At 73.6% G+C, this 13,076-nt stretch carries 16 protein-coding genes and 1 riboswitch; of the genes, 7 read left to right on the plus strand and 9 right to left on the minus strand.

All coding sequences use genetic code 11. The annotated features are described in order from the left end of the window. Window positions 1-56: 56 nt before the first annotated feature. From BFL37_RS12585 to BFL37_RS12595, 3 genes are read right to left on the minus strand one after another with little or no spacing between them, the layout of a single operon-like run. On the minus strand, window positions 57-1,382 hold the full coding sequence (locus BFL37_RS12585; protein ID WP_086515460.1) for a PP2C family protein-serine/threonine phosphatase: 1,326 nt from the start codon (window positions 1,380-1,382) through the stop codon (window positions 57-59). Further along, a complete protein-coding gene (locus BFL37_RS12590) occupies window positions 1,382-1,804 on the minus strand; it encodes an ATP-binding protein (RefSeq protein ID WP_086515461.1) in 423 nt (140 codons plus the stop codon). The genes BFL37_RS12585 and BFL37_RS12590 overlap by 1 nt, the downstream gene beginning before the upstream one ends. Next, on the minus strand, window positions 1,797-2,135 hold the full coding sequence (locus BFL37_RS12595) for an STAS domain-containing protein (RefSeq protein WP_086515462.1): 339 nt from the start codon (window positions 2,133-2,135) through the stop codon (window positions 1,797-1,799). The genes BFL37_RS12590 and BFL37_RS12595 overlap by 8 nt, the downstream gene beginning before the upstream one ends. A 268-nt stretch (window positions 2,136-2,403) precedes the next feature. Between BFL37_RS12595 and BFL37_RS12600 the strand changes: the two genes are divergently transcribed. Beyond that, entirely contained in the window at window positions 2,404-2,772 is a 369-nt protein-coding gene (locus tag BFL37_RS12600) for a hypothetical protein (RefSeq protein ID WP_086515463.1), read from the plus strand. Here BFL37_RS12600 and BFL37_RS12605 read toward each other — a convergent pair. Then, window positions 2,769-3,392, minus strand: a complete 624-nt coding sequence (locus BFL37_RS12605) for a histidine phosphatase family protein (protein ID WP_086515464.1) — start codon at window positions 3,390-3,392, stop codon at window positions 2,769-2,771. The two genes, BFL37_RS12600 and BFL37_RS12605, sit on opposite strands and share 4 nt — an antisense overlap. 88 nt (window positions 3,393-3,480) lie before the next feature. On the opposite strand from BFL37_RS12605, the gene BFL37_RS12610 reads away from it, so the two are divergent. The 3 genes from BFL37_RS12610 (at window position 3,481) to BFL37_RS12620 (ending at window position 5,377) form a co-directional block, all read left to right on the plus strand. Next, complete coding sequence (locus BFL37_RS12610; protein WP_086515719.1) at window positions 3,481-3,879, plus strand: hypothetical protein; 399 nt, start codon at window positions 3,481-3,483, stop codon at window positions 3,877-3,879. Continuing rightward, window positions 3,858-4,661, plus strand: a complete 804-nt coding sequence (locus BFL37_RS12615; RefSeq protein ID WP_086515718.1) for a nitroreductase family protein — start codon at window positions 3,858-3,860, stop codon at window positions 4,659-4,661. Before BFL37_RS12610 ends, BFL37_RS12615 begins: the two co-directional genes overlap by 22 nt. A gap of 77 nt (window positions 4,662-4,738) precedes the next feature. Then, window positions 4,739-5,377 (plus strand): hypothetical protein, encoded by a 639-nt coding sequence (locus tag BFL37_RS12620; RefSeq protein ID WP_241534074.1) that lies wholly within the window; start codon window positions 4,739-4,741, stop codon window positions 5,375-5,377. A 13-nt stretch (window positions 5,378-5,390) separates the two neighbouring features. On the opposite strand, the gene BFL37_RS12625 is transcribed toward BFL37_RS12620, so the two are convergent. Then, window positions 5,391-5,813: a GNAT family N-acetyltransferase gene (locus BFL37_RS12625; protein ID WP_086515465.1), complete on the minus strand. Its 423-nt coding sequence runs from the start codon at window positions 5,811-5,813 to the stop codon at window positions 5,391-5,393. A gap of 99 nt (window positions 5,814-5,912) precedes the next feature. On the opposite strand from BFL37_RS12625, the gene BFL37_RS12630 reads away from it, so the two are divergent. The 3 genes from BFL37_RS12630 to BFL37_RS12640 all read left to right on the plus strand — a co-directional run bounded on the left by BFL37_RS12630 (window position 5,913) and on the right by BFL37_RS12640 (window position 9,197). Further along, window positions 5,913-7,031, plus strand: a complete 1,119-nt coding sequence (locus BFL37_RS12630) for an ice-binding family protein (protein ID WP_086515466.1) — start codon at window positions 5,913-5,915, stop codon at window positions 7,029-7,031. A gap of 211 nt (window positions 7,032-7,242) precedes the next feature. Next, entirely contained in the window at window positions 7,243-8,202 is a 960-nt protein-coding gene (locus BFL37_RS12635; RefSeq protein WP_086515467.1) for a carbohydrate ABC transporter permease, read from the plus strand. Continuing rightward, window positions 8,202-9,197, plus strand: coding sequence for a carbohydrate ABC transporter permease (locus BFL37_RS12640; RefSeq protein ID WP_086515468.1), 996 nt, complete (start codon window positions 8,202-8,204; stop codon window positions 9,195-9,197). The genes BFL37_RS12635 and BFL37_RS12640 overlap by 1 nt, the downstream gene beginning before the upstream one ends. 23 nt (window positions 9,198-9,220) lie before the next feature. Here the strand turns inward: BFL37_RS12640 and BFL37_RS12645 are convergent, their stop codons facing one another. The 4 genes from BFL37_RS12645 to glpX all read right to left on the minus strand — a co-directional run bounded on the left by BFL37_RS12645 (window position 9,221) and on the right by glpX (window position 13,039). Further along, entirely contained in the window at window positions 9,221-9,544 is a 324-nt protein-coding gene (locus tag BFL37_RS12645) for a DMT family transporter (RefSeq protein ID WP_086515469.1), read from the minus strand. Window positions 9,545-9,554: 10 nt separating this feature from the next. Further along, window positions 9,555-9,619: riboswitch (guanidine-III (ykkC-III) riboswitch) on the minus strand. Between the two features lie 51 nt (window positions 9,620-9,670). Beyond that, on the minus strand, window positions 9,671-11,029 hold the full coding sequence (locus tag BFL37_RS12650; protein WP_086515470.1) for an ABC transporter substrate-binding protein: 1,359 nt from the start codon (window positions 11,027-11,029) through the stop codon (window positions 9,671-9,673). Window positions 11,030-11,124: 95 nt separating this feature from the next. Next, complete coding sequence (locus BFL37_RS12655) at window positions 11,125-12,030, minus strand: alpha/beta hydrolase fold domain-containing protein (RefSeq protein ID WP_086515471.1); 906 nt, start codon at window positions 12,028-12,030, stop codon at window positions 11,125-11,127. Window positions 12,031-12,052: 22 nt separating this feature from the next. Beyond that, window positions 12,053-13,039, minus strand: coding sequence for a class II fructose-bisphosphatase (gene glpX / locus BFL37_RS12660; protein ID WP_086515472.1), 987 nt, complete (start codon window positions 13,037-13,039; stop codon window positions 12,053-12,055). Between the last annotated feature and the right edge of the window lie 37 nt (window positions 13,040-13,076).

A 13,076-nucleotide genomic window follows, 5' to 3' on the forward strand; every position in this document is an offset into this window, starting at 1 on the left:
TTCGGAAGGCGCCGTGGCCCACCCGATGCCGCCGTCGCGCATCGGGCGACCGGCCGTCACGCCTCGCGGCGCAGCACCACCACGGTCACGTCGTCCGGGTTCGCCTGGCTGGCGGCGAGCGTCGTGATCCGCTCCACCAGCTCGTCCGCCGACGCCGACGCGCGCGCCAGCTCGGCGACCCGGTCGACCGCGCGGAGCGTGCCGTCGTAGAGGTCGAGCACGCCGTCGCTGAAGGTGACGATGAGGTCGCCGGGGCCGAGCACGACCTCGTGCGCGCTCCAGCCGCCGCCCGGGACACCGACCGGCAGGTCGGTCGACTCGAGCCGCTGGTGCGTGCCGTCGGCGCGCACGAGCGCGGAGAGCCCGTGGCCGGCGTCCGCGTAGAGGACGGTGTGGTCCTCCGCCCGGACGCGCGCGTGGAAGACGGTCGCGAAGGACGCGGCGCCGCTGAGCTCCGCGGTGAAGCAGTCGGCCGTCCGCTCGAGGGCGGCGACCGGATCCGGCACGTTCTTGGCGCTGCGGACGACCGCGCGGGCGGTGGCCGCGATGATCCCCGCCCCGACGCCCTTGCCCATCACGTCGCCGAGGGTGAACGCCAGGCCCTCCTTCACCGGGTACCAGTCGAAGAAGTCGCCGCCGACGGCCTTGGAGGGCAGGCACGCGCCCGCGACCTGGTAGCCGGCGAGCGGGGCGGTGGTCTGCGGCAGGAGCGCCTGCTGCACCAGGGACGCCCGGGCGAGCTCCTCCTCGCTGAGCCGCTCGCGGTGGCGCGACGCCTCGAGGCTGAAGCGCGTGCGCCGGGACAGCTCGTTGACCACGAGCGCCGCGACCGCGAAGGCCAGGGCGCTGAAGAACCCGCGCCACAGCTCGTTCGCGTTCTGCGCGCCGAGGTCGAGGAGGAGCGGCAGGCCGAGGGACACGTAGACGCCGACGAAGGCGACGAGCACGTTCCAGCGGCTCGCGTTGAGGCTGAACCAGACGACCGGGAGGATCACCAGGGATCCGAAGACGGACACGTTCTCGCCCGTCCCGATCCGCAGCATGCCGACGGCGAGGAAGTCGAGCGCGGGCACGACGACGGCGTAGCGCGCGAGGTCGCGGCGGAGGGAGACGAGGACCGCGAGCGCGGTGGCGACCGCGAGGATCCCGCACGACACGAGGAGCGCGCGCGGCGCCGTGACGCCGAGCGACGGCACGGCGAGGCTGGTGAGCACCGCGAGCACGAAGAGCACCAGCATCGGCAGCTGCTTGAGCACGGGGGTCGGGCCGGACGAGCCGGCGGATCCCGTCCGGACGGCCGACTCGGGGATCCAGGCCACGCGGCCGACCCACGCGGGGAGCGAGAGCGCGGGCAGCCGTGGCGCGCGCGCGGGCGAGGACATCAGGACGCCTCGGGCTCGATCCGGGTCCGGCGGACGCTCCACACGTTCTCGCCGCCGACCCGCTCGTAGGTCAGCTCGTCGCAGAGCATCTGCACCATGGCGAGGCCGCGACCCGACTCGGCGTCGACGCCGGGCATCTCGCGCGGGGCGAGGCGGAAGTCGCCGGGCTCGGATCCGTCGCGCAGCCGCGCGCTCATCTGGCCGTCGTCGACCGTGACGCTCACCACGCACGAGACGCCCTGACCGTGGTCGGCGTGCTCGATCACGTTCGACGCGAGCTCGATGAGCGCGGTCTCGAACGCCATCCGGTCGAGCGCGCCCACGTCGGGGCGGTCGTCCCACAGGCCGGCGACGAGCTCGTGGACGGCATCCACGTCGTCGGGCGGGGACTGAAGGGTGAGGCTCCTCGTCGTTTCAGTCACGGTAGGCCGCCTCGGCCGTCGGCGTGGAGACGAGCACGCGGTCGAGGTTGGAGAGCTGCAGCACCATCGCGACCTGCGGGCCGGGCGCCGCGATGCGGAGGTCGCCGCCGGCGTCGCGCGCCGCGCGGAGGCCCGCGATGAGGGCGCCGAGGCCGGAGGAGTCGATGAAGTCGACGCCGGCGAGGTCGATGACGACCCGCTGGGGCGCGGGATCCAGCGCGTCGTGGATCGCCTGGCGGAGCTCGGGCGCCGCCGCCATGTTGAGCATGCCTGTGGCGGTGACGACGGTGACGTCGTCCTCTCGTCGTGCGGTGGCGGTCGTGAGCGCCATGCGTCCCCCCTCGGGTGGTGTCGTGCGCCGGCGTCGTCATCCCCCGATGCGGCCCGCGGGCGACGCCGGTCCCGCGCGGTCCCCCGCCCGGATCCCCTGCCTCCGCCGCGCTCATCCTCTCATCCCACGCGCGAGGAAATACGATGGATCCGGCGCCCCGTCGCATGTCCGCGTGGCGCATCCGACCGGCGGGATCTTCGACGCCCGGATACTGTGCGGCTGACCCGCACGCACGAGCACGGCCGCACCGGCCGCACGAGGAGAGACCGTGTCGACCGCACCCGAGCACGTCCCGACCGAGCGCCGCATCACCCGGCTGGCGATCGAGACCTCCGTCGCGCTGGCGTGGAACGCCGAGGGCGCGATCCGCGGGCTGCCGCCGCTCGCGTGGCAGCTCGGCGGGCCGTGGGAGGGCGTGCACTTCTCGGGCGACGCCGACGCGTACGCGCCCGAGGTGCGCCGCGAGGTCATCGAGTCGTGGATCGCCGGGCTGGGCCTCGCCGACGCCATCGACCTCACCGACGGCCCGCTCGCGCGCCGCGGCGACGACATGGTCTGGACGGGCGTGCTCGACGAGGTCGTGTTCGAGCTGCGCTACCCGGCGGACTGCGCGGATCCCGGGGACGCGGACGCCTAGCCGGCCGGAGCGCCCCGCTCGCGCCACCCGGATCCGTCGCGCTCCAGCTCGATGAGCTGCCCGTTCGCCCACACCAGCGACCGCGTGAGCGCCGGCGAGCGGCCGAGCGCCGTGAGGTAGAGCACGCGCAGCAGGTAGCCGTGCGCGACCACGAGGGTGGTGCGCGGATCCGCCGCCACGTCGTCGAGGACCGCCCGCGCCCGCACCGCGGCGGCGGCCCACGTCTCGCCGCCGGGCGCCGCGGGCTCGCCGTCGTCGCCCGTGAGCCAGGCCGCGAACGCCTCCCCGTGCACGGGCCCGCGGAGCTCCTCGCGCGTGATCCCCTCGAAGCCGCCGAAGTCGAGCTCCACGAGCTCGGGCCGCGGCTCGGGCGCGACGCCCGGCGCGACGCCCTGCTCCTGCAGGATCCGCGCGGTGCTGCGGGCGCGGGCGAGCGTGCTCACGAGGATCCGCTCCACGCCCTCACCGGCCAGCCGCGCCGCGAGGGGCGCCAGCTGCTCCGCCGCGTCGTCGCCCACGTCCACGTCGGTGCGCGAGTTGTAGCGGTACTCCCGGTTCCAGGGCGTCTGCGCGTGCCGGGTGAGGAGCAGGCGCGCGGGCGCCGCCGGGGGTGTCTGCATGCCTCCATCCAACCCGGATGCCACCCGCGGCTGTGCGCCTCCGCTGCGCCCGGCCATCCGGCGCGACGCCGGACTAGCGTCGGAGGGGATGACCAGGAGCCGGACCCGCGCCGCGTCGCCCGCGGTCCGCGTCGCCTTCGCCGCGGCGAGCGCCGCCTACCTCGTGAACTGCGCCATCGGGATCGCGGCGGCCACGCGGATCCTGCCGCCCCGTCCGGAGCTCCGCCTCCACCACCGCGCGTACGTGCTCACGAGCGCCCTCACCGCGGTCGCGCTCGCGTCGCCGCTCTGGGCCGGATCCGCCGCGCGCCCCGCCGCCGTCCGCGCCGCCCGCGCGCTGGCCCCTGCCCTGATCCCGCTCGCCGCGCTCCCCCGCGTCGGCACCCGCACCCGCCGGCACCCCGCCGTCGCCCTGACCGCCGCCCCCTGGTTCGCCCGGGGCGCCCTCGCCACCTGGAGAGACCCATCGACTTCCTCGACGTCCTGAGAGCCCGGCGGACCACCAACGGCGCCTTCCTGCCGGATCCCGTGAGCGAGGAGCACCAGCGCCTCCTCATGGAGGTGGCCGGCCGCGCGCCCTCGCAGCTCAACAGCCAGCCCTGGCGCTTCGTGCTCGTGGAGGAGCGGGACACGATCGAGCGGATCGCCGAGATCAGCGGCGAGAGCATGACCGAGACGATGTCGAACGGCACGTTCTTCGAGCGCTACAAGCACTACTTCCGCTTCTCGCAGGAGGAGATGGACGCGCGCCGCGACGGCATGCTCTTCGACAGGCTGCCCGCGCCGCTGCGCCCCTTCACGAAGCAGGCGTTCACGCCGCGCGGCCAGAGGCTCATGAACTCACTCCGGGTCCCGCAGACGCTCGGCCGCGAGAACCGCAAGCTCGTCGCCGGCAGCCCGCTGCTGATCGGCGTGATGCTCGACCGCGCCGAGGAGCGCCCCGAGTCGCTCGCGGGCTTCTACTCGACGTTCTCGATGGGGGCGGCCATGGAGAACGTCTGGCTGACCACGGGCGCGATCGGCATGGGGATCCAGTTCATCTCGTTCCCGATGGAGATCCGCGAGCAGTGGACCCGCGTCGAGGAGCTGCTGCGCGTGCCGCCGGAGCTCGAGCTGAAGGCCGTGTACCGGCTCGGCTACCTGCCGCCCGAGGCCCGCCGCCCCGCGATCGACTGGTCGAGCCGCGAGCGCAAGCTCCCGTCGCAGTACGTGTTCCGCGGCACGTGCGAGACGCCGCAGGAGGGGTGGGACGAGCCGGCGCAGGGCTGAGCACGCGCCTCGTTCTGGGGGCGCGGGTGGGCGCCTGCCGGGAGCTGGCCGTGGGCCCGCGCCCATAGGGTCGGAGCATGGCCGAGGGGACGTGGGTGCGGATCCCGCCGCCGAGCTACGTGCAGCGCCTGATCATGGGCGGCATCTGGCTATTCGTCGCGACCTACCTCGGCTGGCGGCCGGCGGCCTGGCTCGGCGTCCGGCTCGAGGAGCGCATCGGCGGCGGCTGGATCACCGTCGCCGCGGTCACCGTGGTCGGCGTCGCCGTGCTGGGCGCCCTGGTCCTCCTCGTCGTCACGCGCCTCACCCCGGGCCTCGACATCGACGCGGACCGCGGCCTCCTCCGGCTCCGCGGCCGGGAGCGGCCGTTCACCGACCTGGTGGCCGCGCGCGTCGAGCAGCCGCAGATCCCGCCGGAGTCGCGCTACGACAAGCCGAGGAAGCGACCGCGGAAGGATCCCCTGGTGCTCCGCCTCGACCTCGCCGGCAAGCGGCGCTTCCGCGTGATCCTCGCGATCGGGCCGGAGGACTCCCTGTCTCCGGAGCGCACGGCGGCGCTCGTGGCGGCGGTGCGCGGATCCCGCATCCAGGCGCCCACCGCGTCCTACGACCCCGACGGCCGCTTCACGCACCTCAACTTCCCCGGGAGCCTCGACATCGAGCAGACGGTCCGCCTGCTGGAGGACCCGCAGCACGCCCGCACGCTGCCGCGCTGAGGCGCAACCGCCGTCAGACCCGCAGCGAGAACGCCGCGAGTTCCTGCTCCGCGTGCGGCGCGAAGCCGAGCGACCGGTAGAAGGGGTGCGAGCGGTCGCCGTCCTCGGTGCCGCCCGCGTCGGTGGTGAGCACGAGGAGGACGCCGGACGGATGGCTCGCGCGCACGTGCTCGACGAGCGCGCGGCCGACGCCGCCGCGCTGCCGGTCGGGCCGCACGAGGAGGTCCTGCACGTAGCAGACGGTGACCCCGTCGCCCACGGTGCGGACGAGGCCGACGAGGCGGCCGGCGTCGTCGCGCGCGGTGGCGACGAGGTCGGATCCGGCGAGCGCCCGCTCGAGCCGCGCGGGGTCCCCCGTGTAGACGGTCCAGCCGACGGACCCGTAGAGGTCGAGCAGCTCGTCGCGGGCGGGGATCTCGTCGGCGAGGCGGGTCACCCCCACACCGTAACCGCCTGTGCACTCGGCGCACGGCCGAGGATCGCCCGTCGATACGGTCGCGGTTCCACCCGCCATCCCCTCCGACGAGAGCTGTCCATGCACCAGTCGCGCCATGCCTGCACCTCCTCATCTCGCCGGGCCCGATCCGGGTCCCTCGCCATCGCCTCGCTGGCCGTCGCCGCCATCACCGCGGGCGGCCTCGGAGCCGCCCTCCTCGCCCCGGCCAGCGCGTTCGCCGCCACCGCCACCGTGGGCCTCGGCACTGCCGCGTCGTACTCGGTGCTCGCCGGCCAGGGTGTCACCAACACCGGCCCCACCACGCTCTCCGCGGATCTCGGCACCAGCCCCTCCGGCTCCGTCACGGGCTTCCCGCCCGGCGTCGTGGGCGGCGCCACGCACGCGGCCGACGCGGCGGCCGGCCAGGCGCAGTCCGACCTCACCACCGCCTACGACGACGCGGCCGGCCGCCCCACCACCGCCGGCGTCCCCGCCGACCTCGTCGGATCCATCCTCACCCCGGGCGTGTACACCGCTGCCGGCCCGCTCGGCCTCACCGGCACGGTCACGCTCGACGCGCAGGGCGACCCCTCGGCCGTCTTCGTCATCCAGGCGCCGTCGTCCCTCACCACGGGCTCGGGCAGCCGGGTCTCGCTCGTGAACGGCGCCCAGGCCTGCAACGTGTTCTGGCAGGTGTCGAGCTCGGCGTCGCTCGGCACGGGCTCCGGATTCGCGGGCACGGTGCTCGCCCTCACGAGCGTCTCCGTCGGCACGGGCGCCACGGTCGACGGCCGCATGCTCGCCCGCAACGGCTCCGTCACGCTCGACGACGACGCGTTCGTCTCCTCCACGTGCGGCACCGCCACCTCGCCCGTCGGCTCCGGCACCACCCCCGTCGTCACCCCGACCCCGGCGCCCACGCCGACCCCCGCCCCCACGGCCACGCCGGCGCCGTCGCCCACCCCGCCGGGCGGATCCACCGGCGGCGGCACGGGCGGCACGACCGGCGGATCCACGCCCACCCCCTCGCCCACGCCCACCTCCGGCGTGCCGTCGTCGACCACGCCCCCCGGCGACGTGCCGCCCCCGAACCACCACCTCCCCCGCACGGGAGGCGACGGCGCCCGCCTCGTCATCGAGCTCGCCCTCGGCGCGGCGGCCCTCGCAGCCGGTGTCGTCGCGGTCATCGCCGTCCGCACCCGCCGCCGACGCCGCTGATCCCCCCGCACGACCGGACGCCCGCGCTCCCCGAGCGCGGGCGTCCGTGCGTCCGCGCCCACCGGGGCTGCCCACCGCGGATGCCCGCCGGACGCGCCGCCGACGCCCGCCGGACAGGCGCCGGATCCCCCCTCGGACGCGAAGGAGAAGCAGTTGTAGGGTCGGCAGGAGGAGCGGCGCCGCTCCGATCCACCAGTCGACGAGGACCACCATGACGACGACGAGCCGCCCTGCGCGAAGAGCCTCCGCCGACCGTCCGCCCCGTCCCCGCCGGTCCCGCATGGCCCGCCGCGAGGCCGTCGCCGGCTACCTCTTCATCAGCCCGTGGATCATCGGGTTCCTCGTCTTCACGCTCGGCGCGATGGTCTACAGCCTCGTGGTGTCGTTCAGCGACTACAACCTCGCCACCGACGTGGCCACCCCGGTCGGCACCGAGAACTACGAGCGGCTGTTCACGGATCCGCGGGTCGCCCTGAGCCTCGGCAACACCCTCTTCTACGCGATCCTCGCCGTGCCGTTCGAGGTGTGCCTCGCGCTCCTGCTCGCGATCCTGCTCGCCCGCCTCGGCCGCGGCGCCGGCATCTTCCGCACCCTCTACTACCTGCCCAAGATGACCCCGACGGTCGCCACGGCGAGCGTCTTCCTGCTGCTGCTCAACGGCAACACGGGCGCGGTCAACCAGGGGCTGGAGGCGATCGGCATCGACGGCCCGCAGTGGCTCATCGACCCCGACTGGGTGAAGCCGTCCATCGTCCTCATGACGCTGTGGGGCGTGAGCGGCACCATGGTGATCTTCCTCGCGGCCCTCAAGGACGTGCCGCGCGAGCTGTACGAGGTGTCCTCGCTCGACGGCGCCGGACCCGTGCGGCAGTTCTTCGCCATCACCGTGCCCATGATCTCCGGCGCCATCTTCTTCAACGTCGTCGTGCTCACGATCGCCGCCCTGCAGGTGTTCGACCAGGCGTACCTGCTGTTCTGGCGCGACCAGACGAACGCGTCGCCCGACTCGTCGCTGTTCTACGGCGTCTACCTGTTCCAGCAGGCGTTCCGGTCGTTCGACTTCGGGTTCGCGGCCGCGATGGCGTGGCTGCTGTTCGTGATCGTGCTGATCATCACGCTCATCCAGGTGAAGCTGAGCAACCGGTTCGTCTACTACGAGGGGGACCGCTGATGGCCGTCACCGACCGCACGCCGGACGCCGCTCCGACGCCCGAGGCCGCACCCGCCGCCGCCACCGGGGATCCGCGCATCGCCGCCGCCCTCACCCCGCTCCCGTCGCGGGATCCGCTCCGCCGCCGCACCGACCCCGACCGCGGCCGCCGCGTGCGCTCCCGCATCGGCCGCGCCCTCATCACGGCGTTGCTCGTGGGCTTCGCGCTCCTGTTCCTCTACCCGTTCGCGTGGCTGCTCGCGGCGAGCCTCAAGCCGCGCGGCGAGGTGTTCGACAATGCGCTCTGGCCGCGCACGTTCACGCCGCAGAACTACGTCGAGGTGTGGGAGCAGCTGCCGCTCCTCGGCTGGATGGGCAACAGCCTGGCGATCGCGCTCCTGTCCGCCGCGCTCGTGTCGATCTCGAGCGCGCTCGTCGCGTTCGGCTTCGCGTACTTCCGGTTCCCGGGGCGGAGGATCCTGTTCGGCCTGGTGCTCGCGACGATGATGCTGCCGGGCGCCGTGACGATGGTGCCGCAGTTCCTCATCTGGAAGAACCTCGGGCTCATCGGCACGTGGATCCCGCTGTTCGGCATGAACCTCTTCGGCTCCGCCTTCTACATCTTCCTGCAGCGCCAGTTCTTCCTCGGGCTGCCGCGGGAGCTGTTCGAGGCGGCCCGCCTCGATGGCGCCAGCTACTTCGGGATGTTCCGGCGGATCGCGCTGCCGCTGTCGATCCCGTCGTTCGTCATCATCTTCATCTTCGAGTTCCAGGCCAGCTGGAACAACCTGCAGGCGTCGCTCATCTACCTGAACGCCGGCAGCGTCGAGGGGTTCACCGTGCCGCTCGGCCTCTCCTACGCGATGACCGCGTTCAGCCCGACCAACGGCGGCCAGGGCGACTACCAGCTCGTGATGGTCGCGGCGCTCCTCGTGACCCTGCCGATGCTCGTGCTCTTCGCGTTCGGACAGCGCTACTTCGTGGAGGGCATCGCCACGCAGGGCCGCAAGGGCTGATCCGCGCGGCGGTGGCGGCGAGGTCAGCTCCCGGTGTCGACGACCTTGAGGCCCACCACGCAGCCGACGAGGCCGAGCAGCAGCAGCACCTTGACGACGCTCGCGGGCTCCTCCCCGGTGACGATCGCGTAGGTCACGGTGAGCGCGGCGCCGATGCCGACCCACACGGCGTACGCGGTGCCCGTGCTGATCTCGCGCATCGCGTAGGCGAGCCCGACCATGCTGAGCACGACGGCGACGCCGAAGACGATCGACGGCCCCAGCTTGGTGAACCCGGCGGACTTCCCGAGGGCGGTGGCCCAGACGGCCTCGAGCACCCCGGACACGATGAGGACGATCCACGACATGACGACTCCTTGCGGCCAGTCTTGTCGCGTTCCGGGTACTGATCCCTCGTCCGGGAGCGCGGGAAGGCGCCCGGTCCCCACGGTAGCCGGGCGCCCTGATCACGCCATGTGCACGTCAGCGGCGGATCAGCGGGCCGCCTGCTCGTAGGCCCGCATGGCCGCGGTCTGCGCGTCGCCGAGCGCCTGCTCCGGGGTCTTGTCGCCGAGGAGCGTCGAGGCGACCGCGTTCTGCAGCTCGCTCTGGATCTGCTGCCCGGCCGGCGACCCGCCGATCGAGCGGCCCTCCGCCACCACGTCGTAGTACGTCGCGATGGCCTGGTCGATGCCGTCGTCGCCGCTCGGCACGACGTGGGCGTCGCGGATGGCCTGGTCGGCGGCCGGGGACCCGGTGAACAGGCCGGTGTAGATGCCGCCGTTCTCGGCGACCGTCTCGGCGCGGACGTCGCCCGCGGCCTCCCACGCCTCCTGGCCGGTGAGGTCGAGCATCCACGCGCAGGCGGCGTCCTTATTGGCGGCGCCCGCGGGGATCACGAACGCGGATCCTCCGGCGACCGCGAACGGCTCGCCGTCCTGGTCGCGGAAGGGCACGGCCGAGATGTCGATGTCGTCGCGGTAGGGCGCGACCACGTTGAGGTACCACTGGGCGTCGATCTGCGCGCCGACCTGGTCCTTCACGAACTGGTTGCCGTCGCCGAAGGTGTCGAACGCGTCGCTGAAGCTCTTGCCCTTGGCGTAGCCGCCCTGCGCGTCGGACAGCTCCTTCAGGAACTCGAGGCCGGGCAGGTTGGCTTCGTCGTCGAGCGTGGGCTTCCCCTCGTCGTCGACGAGCTGGCCGCCGAAGCCGAGCATCCAGAGCGCGGCCTGGCTGGTGGGCACCGCGTCGAGGCCGAGCACGGAGGGGTCGCCCCCGGACTCCTGGTAGACCTTCCCGACCGCGTCGAGCAGCTCGTCGGGCTCCGAGGTGTCGAACTGCTCGCCCGAGACGCCGGCGGCGCCGAGCACGCGCTCGTTGAGGAGGATCGCCGGCGGTTGGAAGAACTGCGGCACGGCCCAGATCGCGTCGTCGTACCGGATGTCGTTCGTGACGGACTCGTAGAAGCGCTCCTCCGGATCCACGTCGTTCACGGAGTAGCACTCGTCGAGCGGGAGGATGAGGTCCTGCGCCGCGTAGGTCGCCACGAACTGGCGGTCCATCTGAACGACGTCCGGGGTCTGCCCGCTGGCCACGCGGGTGGTGAACTTCTGCGCGTCGAACGCGGTGGAGTCCAGGTCGACCTCCACGTCGGAGAGCGCGTCGGCCGCGTGCGCGAGGCGGGCCTCGCCCACGTCGTCCGCGCCGTCGAAGGCCCAGGCCTTCAGGGTGCCCGTGGCCTCCGTGGTGAAGGAGGCGTCGGCCGCGCCGGTGCCGCCGGTCCCGCATCCCGCGAGGAGCGTCGCCGTGGCGGCCGCCGCGATGACGGCGAGCGTCCTGTGTGTCCTGGTCATGTGGATCCCTCCGAGCGCACCGGGCCTCGTCGCCCGCTCCTCGAACGTACGCCGCTTCTCCTGTCGCGATCCGGGCCGTTCGCGCACCGGCCGGGTCAGGAGAGGAGCAGCTCCACCATCGCGTCGCGCGCGCGGGCGCCCTCGGGGATGGGCATGAGCGGGTACACGTGCAGGAGGTTCGGCTCCACGTGGATCCGCACCGGGTGCCCGACCGCCGCCGCCTTCCGCTCGAAGGCGCGCGCGTCCGCGAAGAGGATGTCGTGCGTGCCGGAGAACACCGTCACGCGGCCGAGGCCCGCGAGGGATCCGTGGATCGGGCTGACCCGCGGATCCTCCACCGGCAGGTCGCCGCGCCACGACTCCACGGCCGCGCGCATGCCGTCGACCGCGAGCCACGGGTCGGTGGGCTGGATGCGGGCGATGAGCGGATCCGTGAACGACAGGTCGAGCGCGGGCGAGATGAGCACGACGTCGCGCGGCGCGGGCACGCCCCGGTCGCGGAGGACCATCGCGGTCGACAGCGCGATCTGCCCGCCGGCCGAGTCGCCCATCAGCGTGACGTTCCCCGCGCCGGCCTCGGCGACGAGCGCCTCCGCGAGGTCCGCCGTGCGCGCGACGACGTCGGCGGCCGTGGCCGACGGGACGAGCGGGTAGATCGGCACGGTGAAGGTCGTCCCCGAGCGGCGGGCGAGCCCTGCGACCAGCCACCAGTGGAACGGGCTGATCTCGTGGGTCCAGCCGCCGCCGTGCGCGTAGAGCGCGCGCCGCCCGGAGGCCGGACCTGCGGGCGCCACCTCGTAGACGTGCCAGCCGCCCTCGACCCGGGCCGTGACCCGCACCCCGCGGAGCAGCGGCGGCGGCGCGAACGCCCCCGGCCTCACCACGCGCCGCCGGGCGCCGCCCATCGTGCGCGCGGGCGACGCGAACTCCCGCTGGCCGCCCATCAGGGCGATCGCGGGCGGGGCGAGGCGGGACAGCAGGCTGCGGCGGGTGCGCGTCATGAGGGGGTGTGCCCGGATCCGCTCAGCTGGCGGGGCTGTACCACTTGGAGACCAGGTGGTCGGCCTCCACGCGGCGGATGGTGCCGGAGTGCGAGCGGAGCACGATGCTCGAGGTGCGGATCATGCCGCGGTGGCGCGTGACGCCCGCGACGAGCGCGCCGTCGGTGACGCCGGTGGCCACGAAGTAGGCGTTGTCGCCGGTGACGAGGTCGTCCTGGTCGAGGATCCGGTCGAGGTCGTGGCCGGCGTCGATCGCGCGCTGCTTCTCGACGTCGTCCTTGGGGGCGAGGCGGGACAGGAGCACGCCGCCGAGCGCCTTGATCGCGCACGCCGTGATGATGCCCTCGGGGGTGCCGCCGATGCCGACGCACATGTCGATGCGGCTGTCGGGGCGGGCCGCGTTGATGCCGCCGGCGACGTCGCCGTCGAGCAGGAGGCGGGTGGAGGCGCCGGCCGCGCGGATCTGCGCGATGAGGTCGGCGTGCCGGGGCCGGTCGAGCACGGCGACCTGCATGTCCTCGACCGCGAGGCCCTTCGCGTCGGCCAGCGCGCGGATGTTGTCGCCGATGGGGCGGTCGAGGTCGACGACGCCGCGGCCCTCGGGGCCGGTGACGAGCTTGTCCATGTAGAAGACGGCCGACGGGTCGAACATGCTGCCGCGGTCGCTCACCGCGATGACGGAGAGGGCGTTCATGCGGCCGGCGGCGGTGAGGCTCGTGCCGTCGATGGGATCCACCGCGATGTCGCACGCGGGGCCGAAGCCGTTGCCGACGTGCTCGCCGTTGAAGAGCATCGGCGCCTCGTCCTTCTCGCCCTCGCCGATGACGACGAGGCCGTCGAAGGCGACGGTGCCGAGGAACTTGCGCATCGCGTCGACCGCGGCGCCGTCGGCGGCGTTCTTGTCGCCCTTGCCGATGAAGGGGGCGGAGCGGATGGCCGCGGCCTCGGTGGCTCGGACGAGCTCCATCCCGAGGTTGCGATCCGGATTCGAGTAGTTCTCCTCGGTCATGTGGGGTCCTCCCGTAGAGACGTGCGCGGGCGGCTCC

This window comes from Clavibacter michiganensis (assembly GCF_002151125.1).
Taxonomy (GTDB): Bacteria; Actinomycetota; Actinomycetes; order Actinomycetales; family Microbacteriaceae; genus Clavibacter; species Clavibacter michiganensis_C.

Excerpts from the sequence above, each read along its gene's own strand:
- BFL37_RS12585 (WP_086515460.1), bottom strand. The coding sequence starts at position 1,382 with ATGTCCTCGCCCGCGCGCGCGCCACGGCTGCCCGCGCTCTCGCTCCCC.
- BFL37_RS12595 (WP_086515462.1), bottom strand. The coding sequence starts at position 2,135 with ATGGCGCTCACGACCGCCACCGCACGACGAGAGGACGACGTCACCGTC.
- BFL37_RS12605 (WP_086515464.1), bottom strand. The coding sequence starts at position 3,392 with ATGCAGACACCCCCGGCGGCGCCCGCGCGCCTGCTCCTCACCCGGCAC.
- BFL37_RS12610 (WP_086515719.1), top strand. The coding sequence starts at position 3,481 with ATGACCAGGAGCCGGACCCGCGCCGCGTCGCCCGCGGTCCGCGTCGCC.
- BFL37_RS12620 (WP_241534074.1), top strand. The coding sequence starts at position 4,739 with ATGGCCGAGGGGACGTGGGTGCGGATCCCGCCGCCGAGCTACGTGCAG.
- BFL37_RS12630 (WP_086515466.1), top strand. The coding sequence starts at position 5,913 with ATGCACCAGTCGCGCCATGCCTGCACCTCCTCATCTCGCCGGGCCCGA.
- BFL37_RS12635 (WP_086515467.1), top strand. The coding sequence starts at position 7,243 with ATGACGACGACGAGCCGCCCTGCGCGAAGAGCCTCCGCCGACCGTCCG.
- BFL37_RS12640 (WP_086515468.1), top strand. The coding sequence starts at position 8,202 with ATGGCCGTCACCGACCGCACGCCGGACGCCGCTCCGACGCCCGAGGCC.
- BFL37_RS12645 (WP_086515469.1), bottom strand. The coding sequence starts at position 9,544 with ATGTCGTGGATCGTCCTCATCGTGTCCGGGGTGCTCGAGGCCGTCTGG.
- BFL37_RS12650 (WP_086515470.1), bottom strand. The coding sequence starts at position 11,029 with ATGACCAGGACACACAGGACGCTCGCCGTCATCGCGGCGGCCGCCACG.
- BFL37_RS12655 (WP_086515471.1), bottom strand. The coding sequence starts at position 12,030 with ATGACGCGCACCCGCCGCAGCCTGCTGTCCCGCCTCGCCCCGCCCGCG.
- glpX (WP_086515472.1), bottom strand. The coding sequence starts at position 13,039 with ATGACCGAGGAGAACTACTCGAATCCGGATCGCAACCTCGGGATGGAG.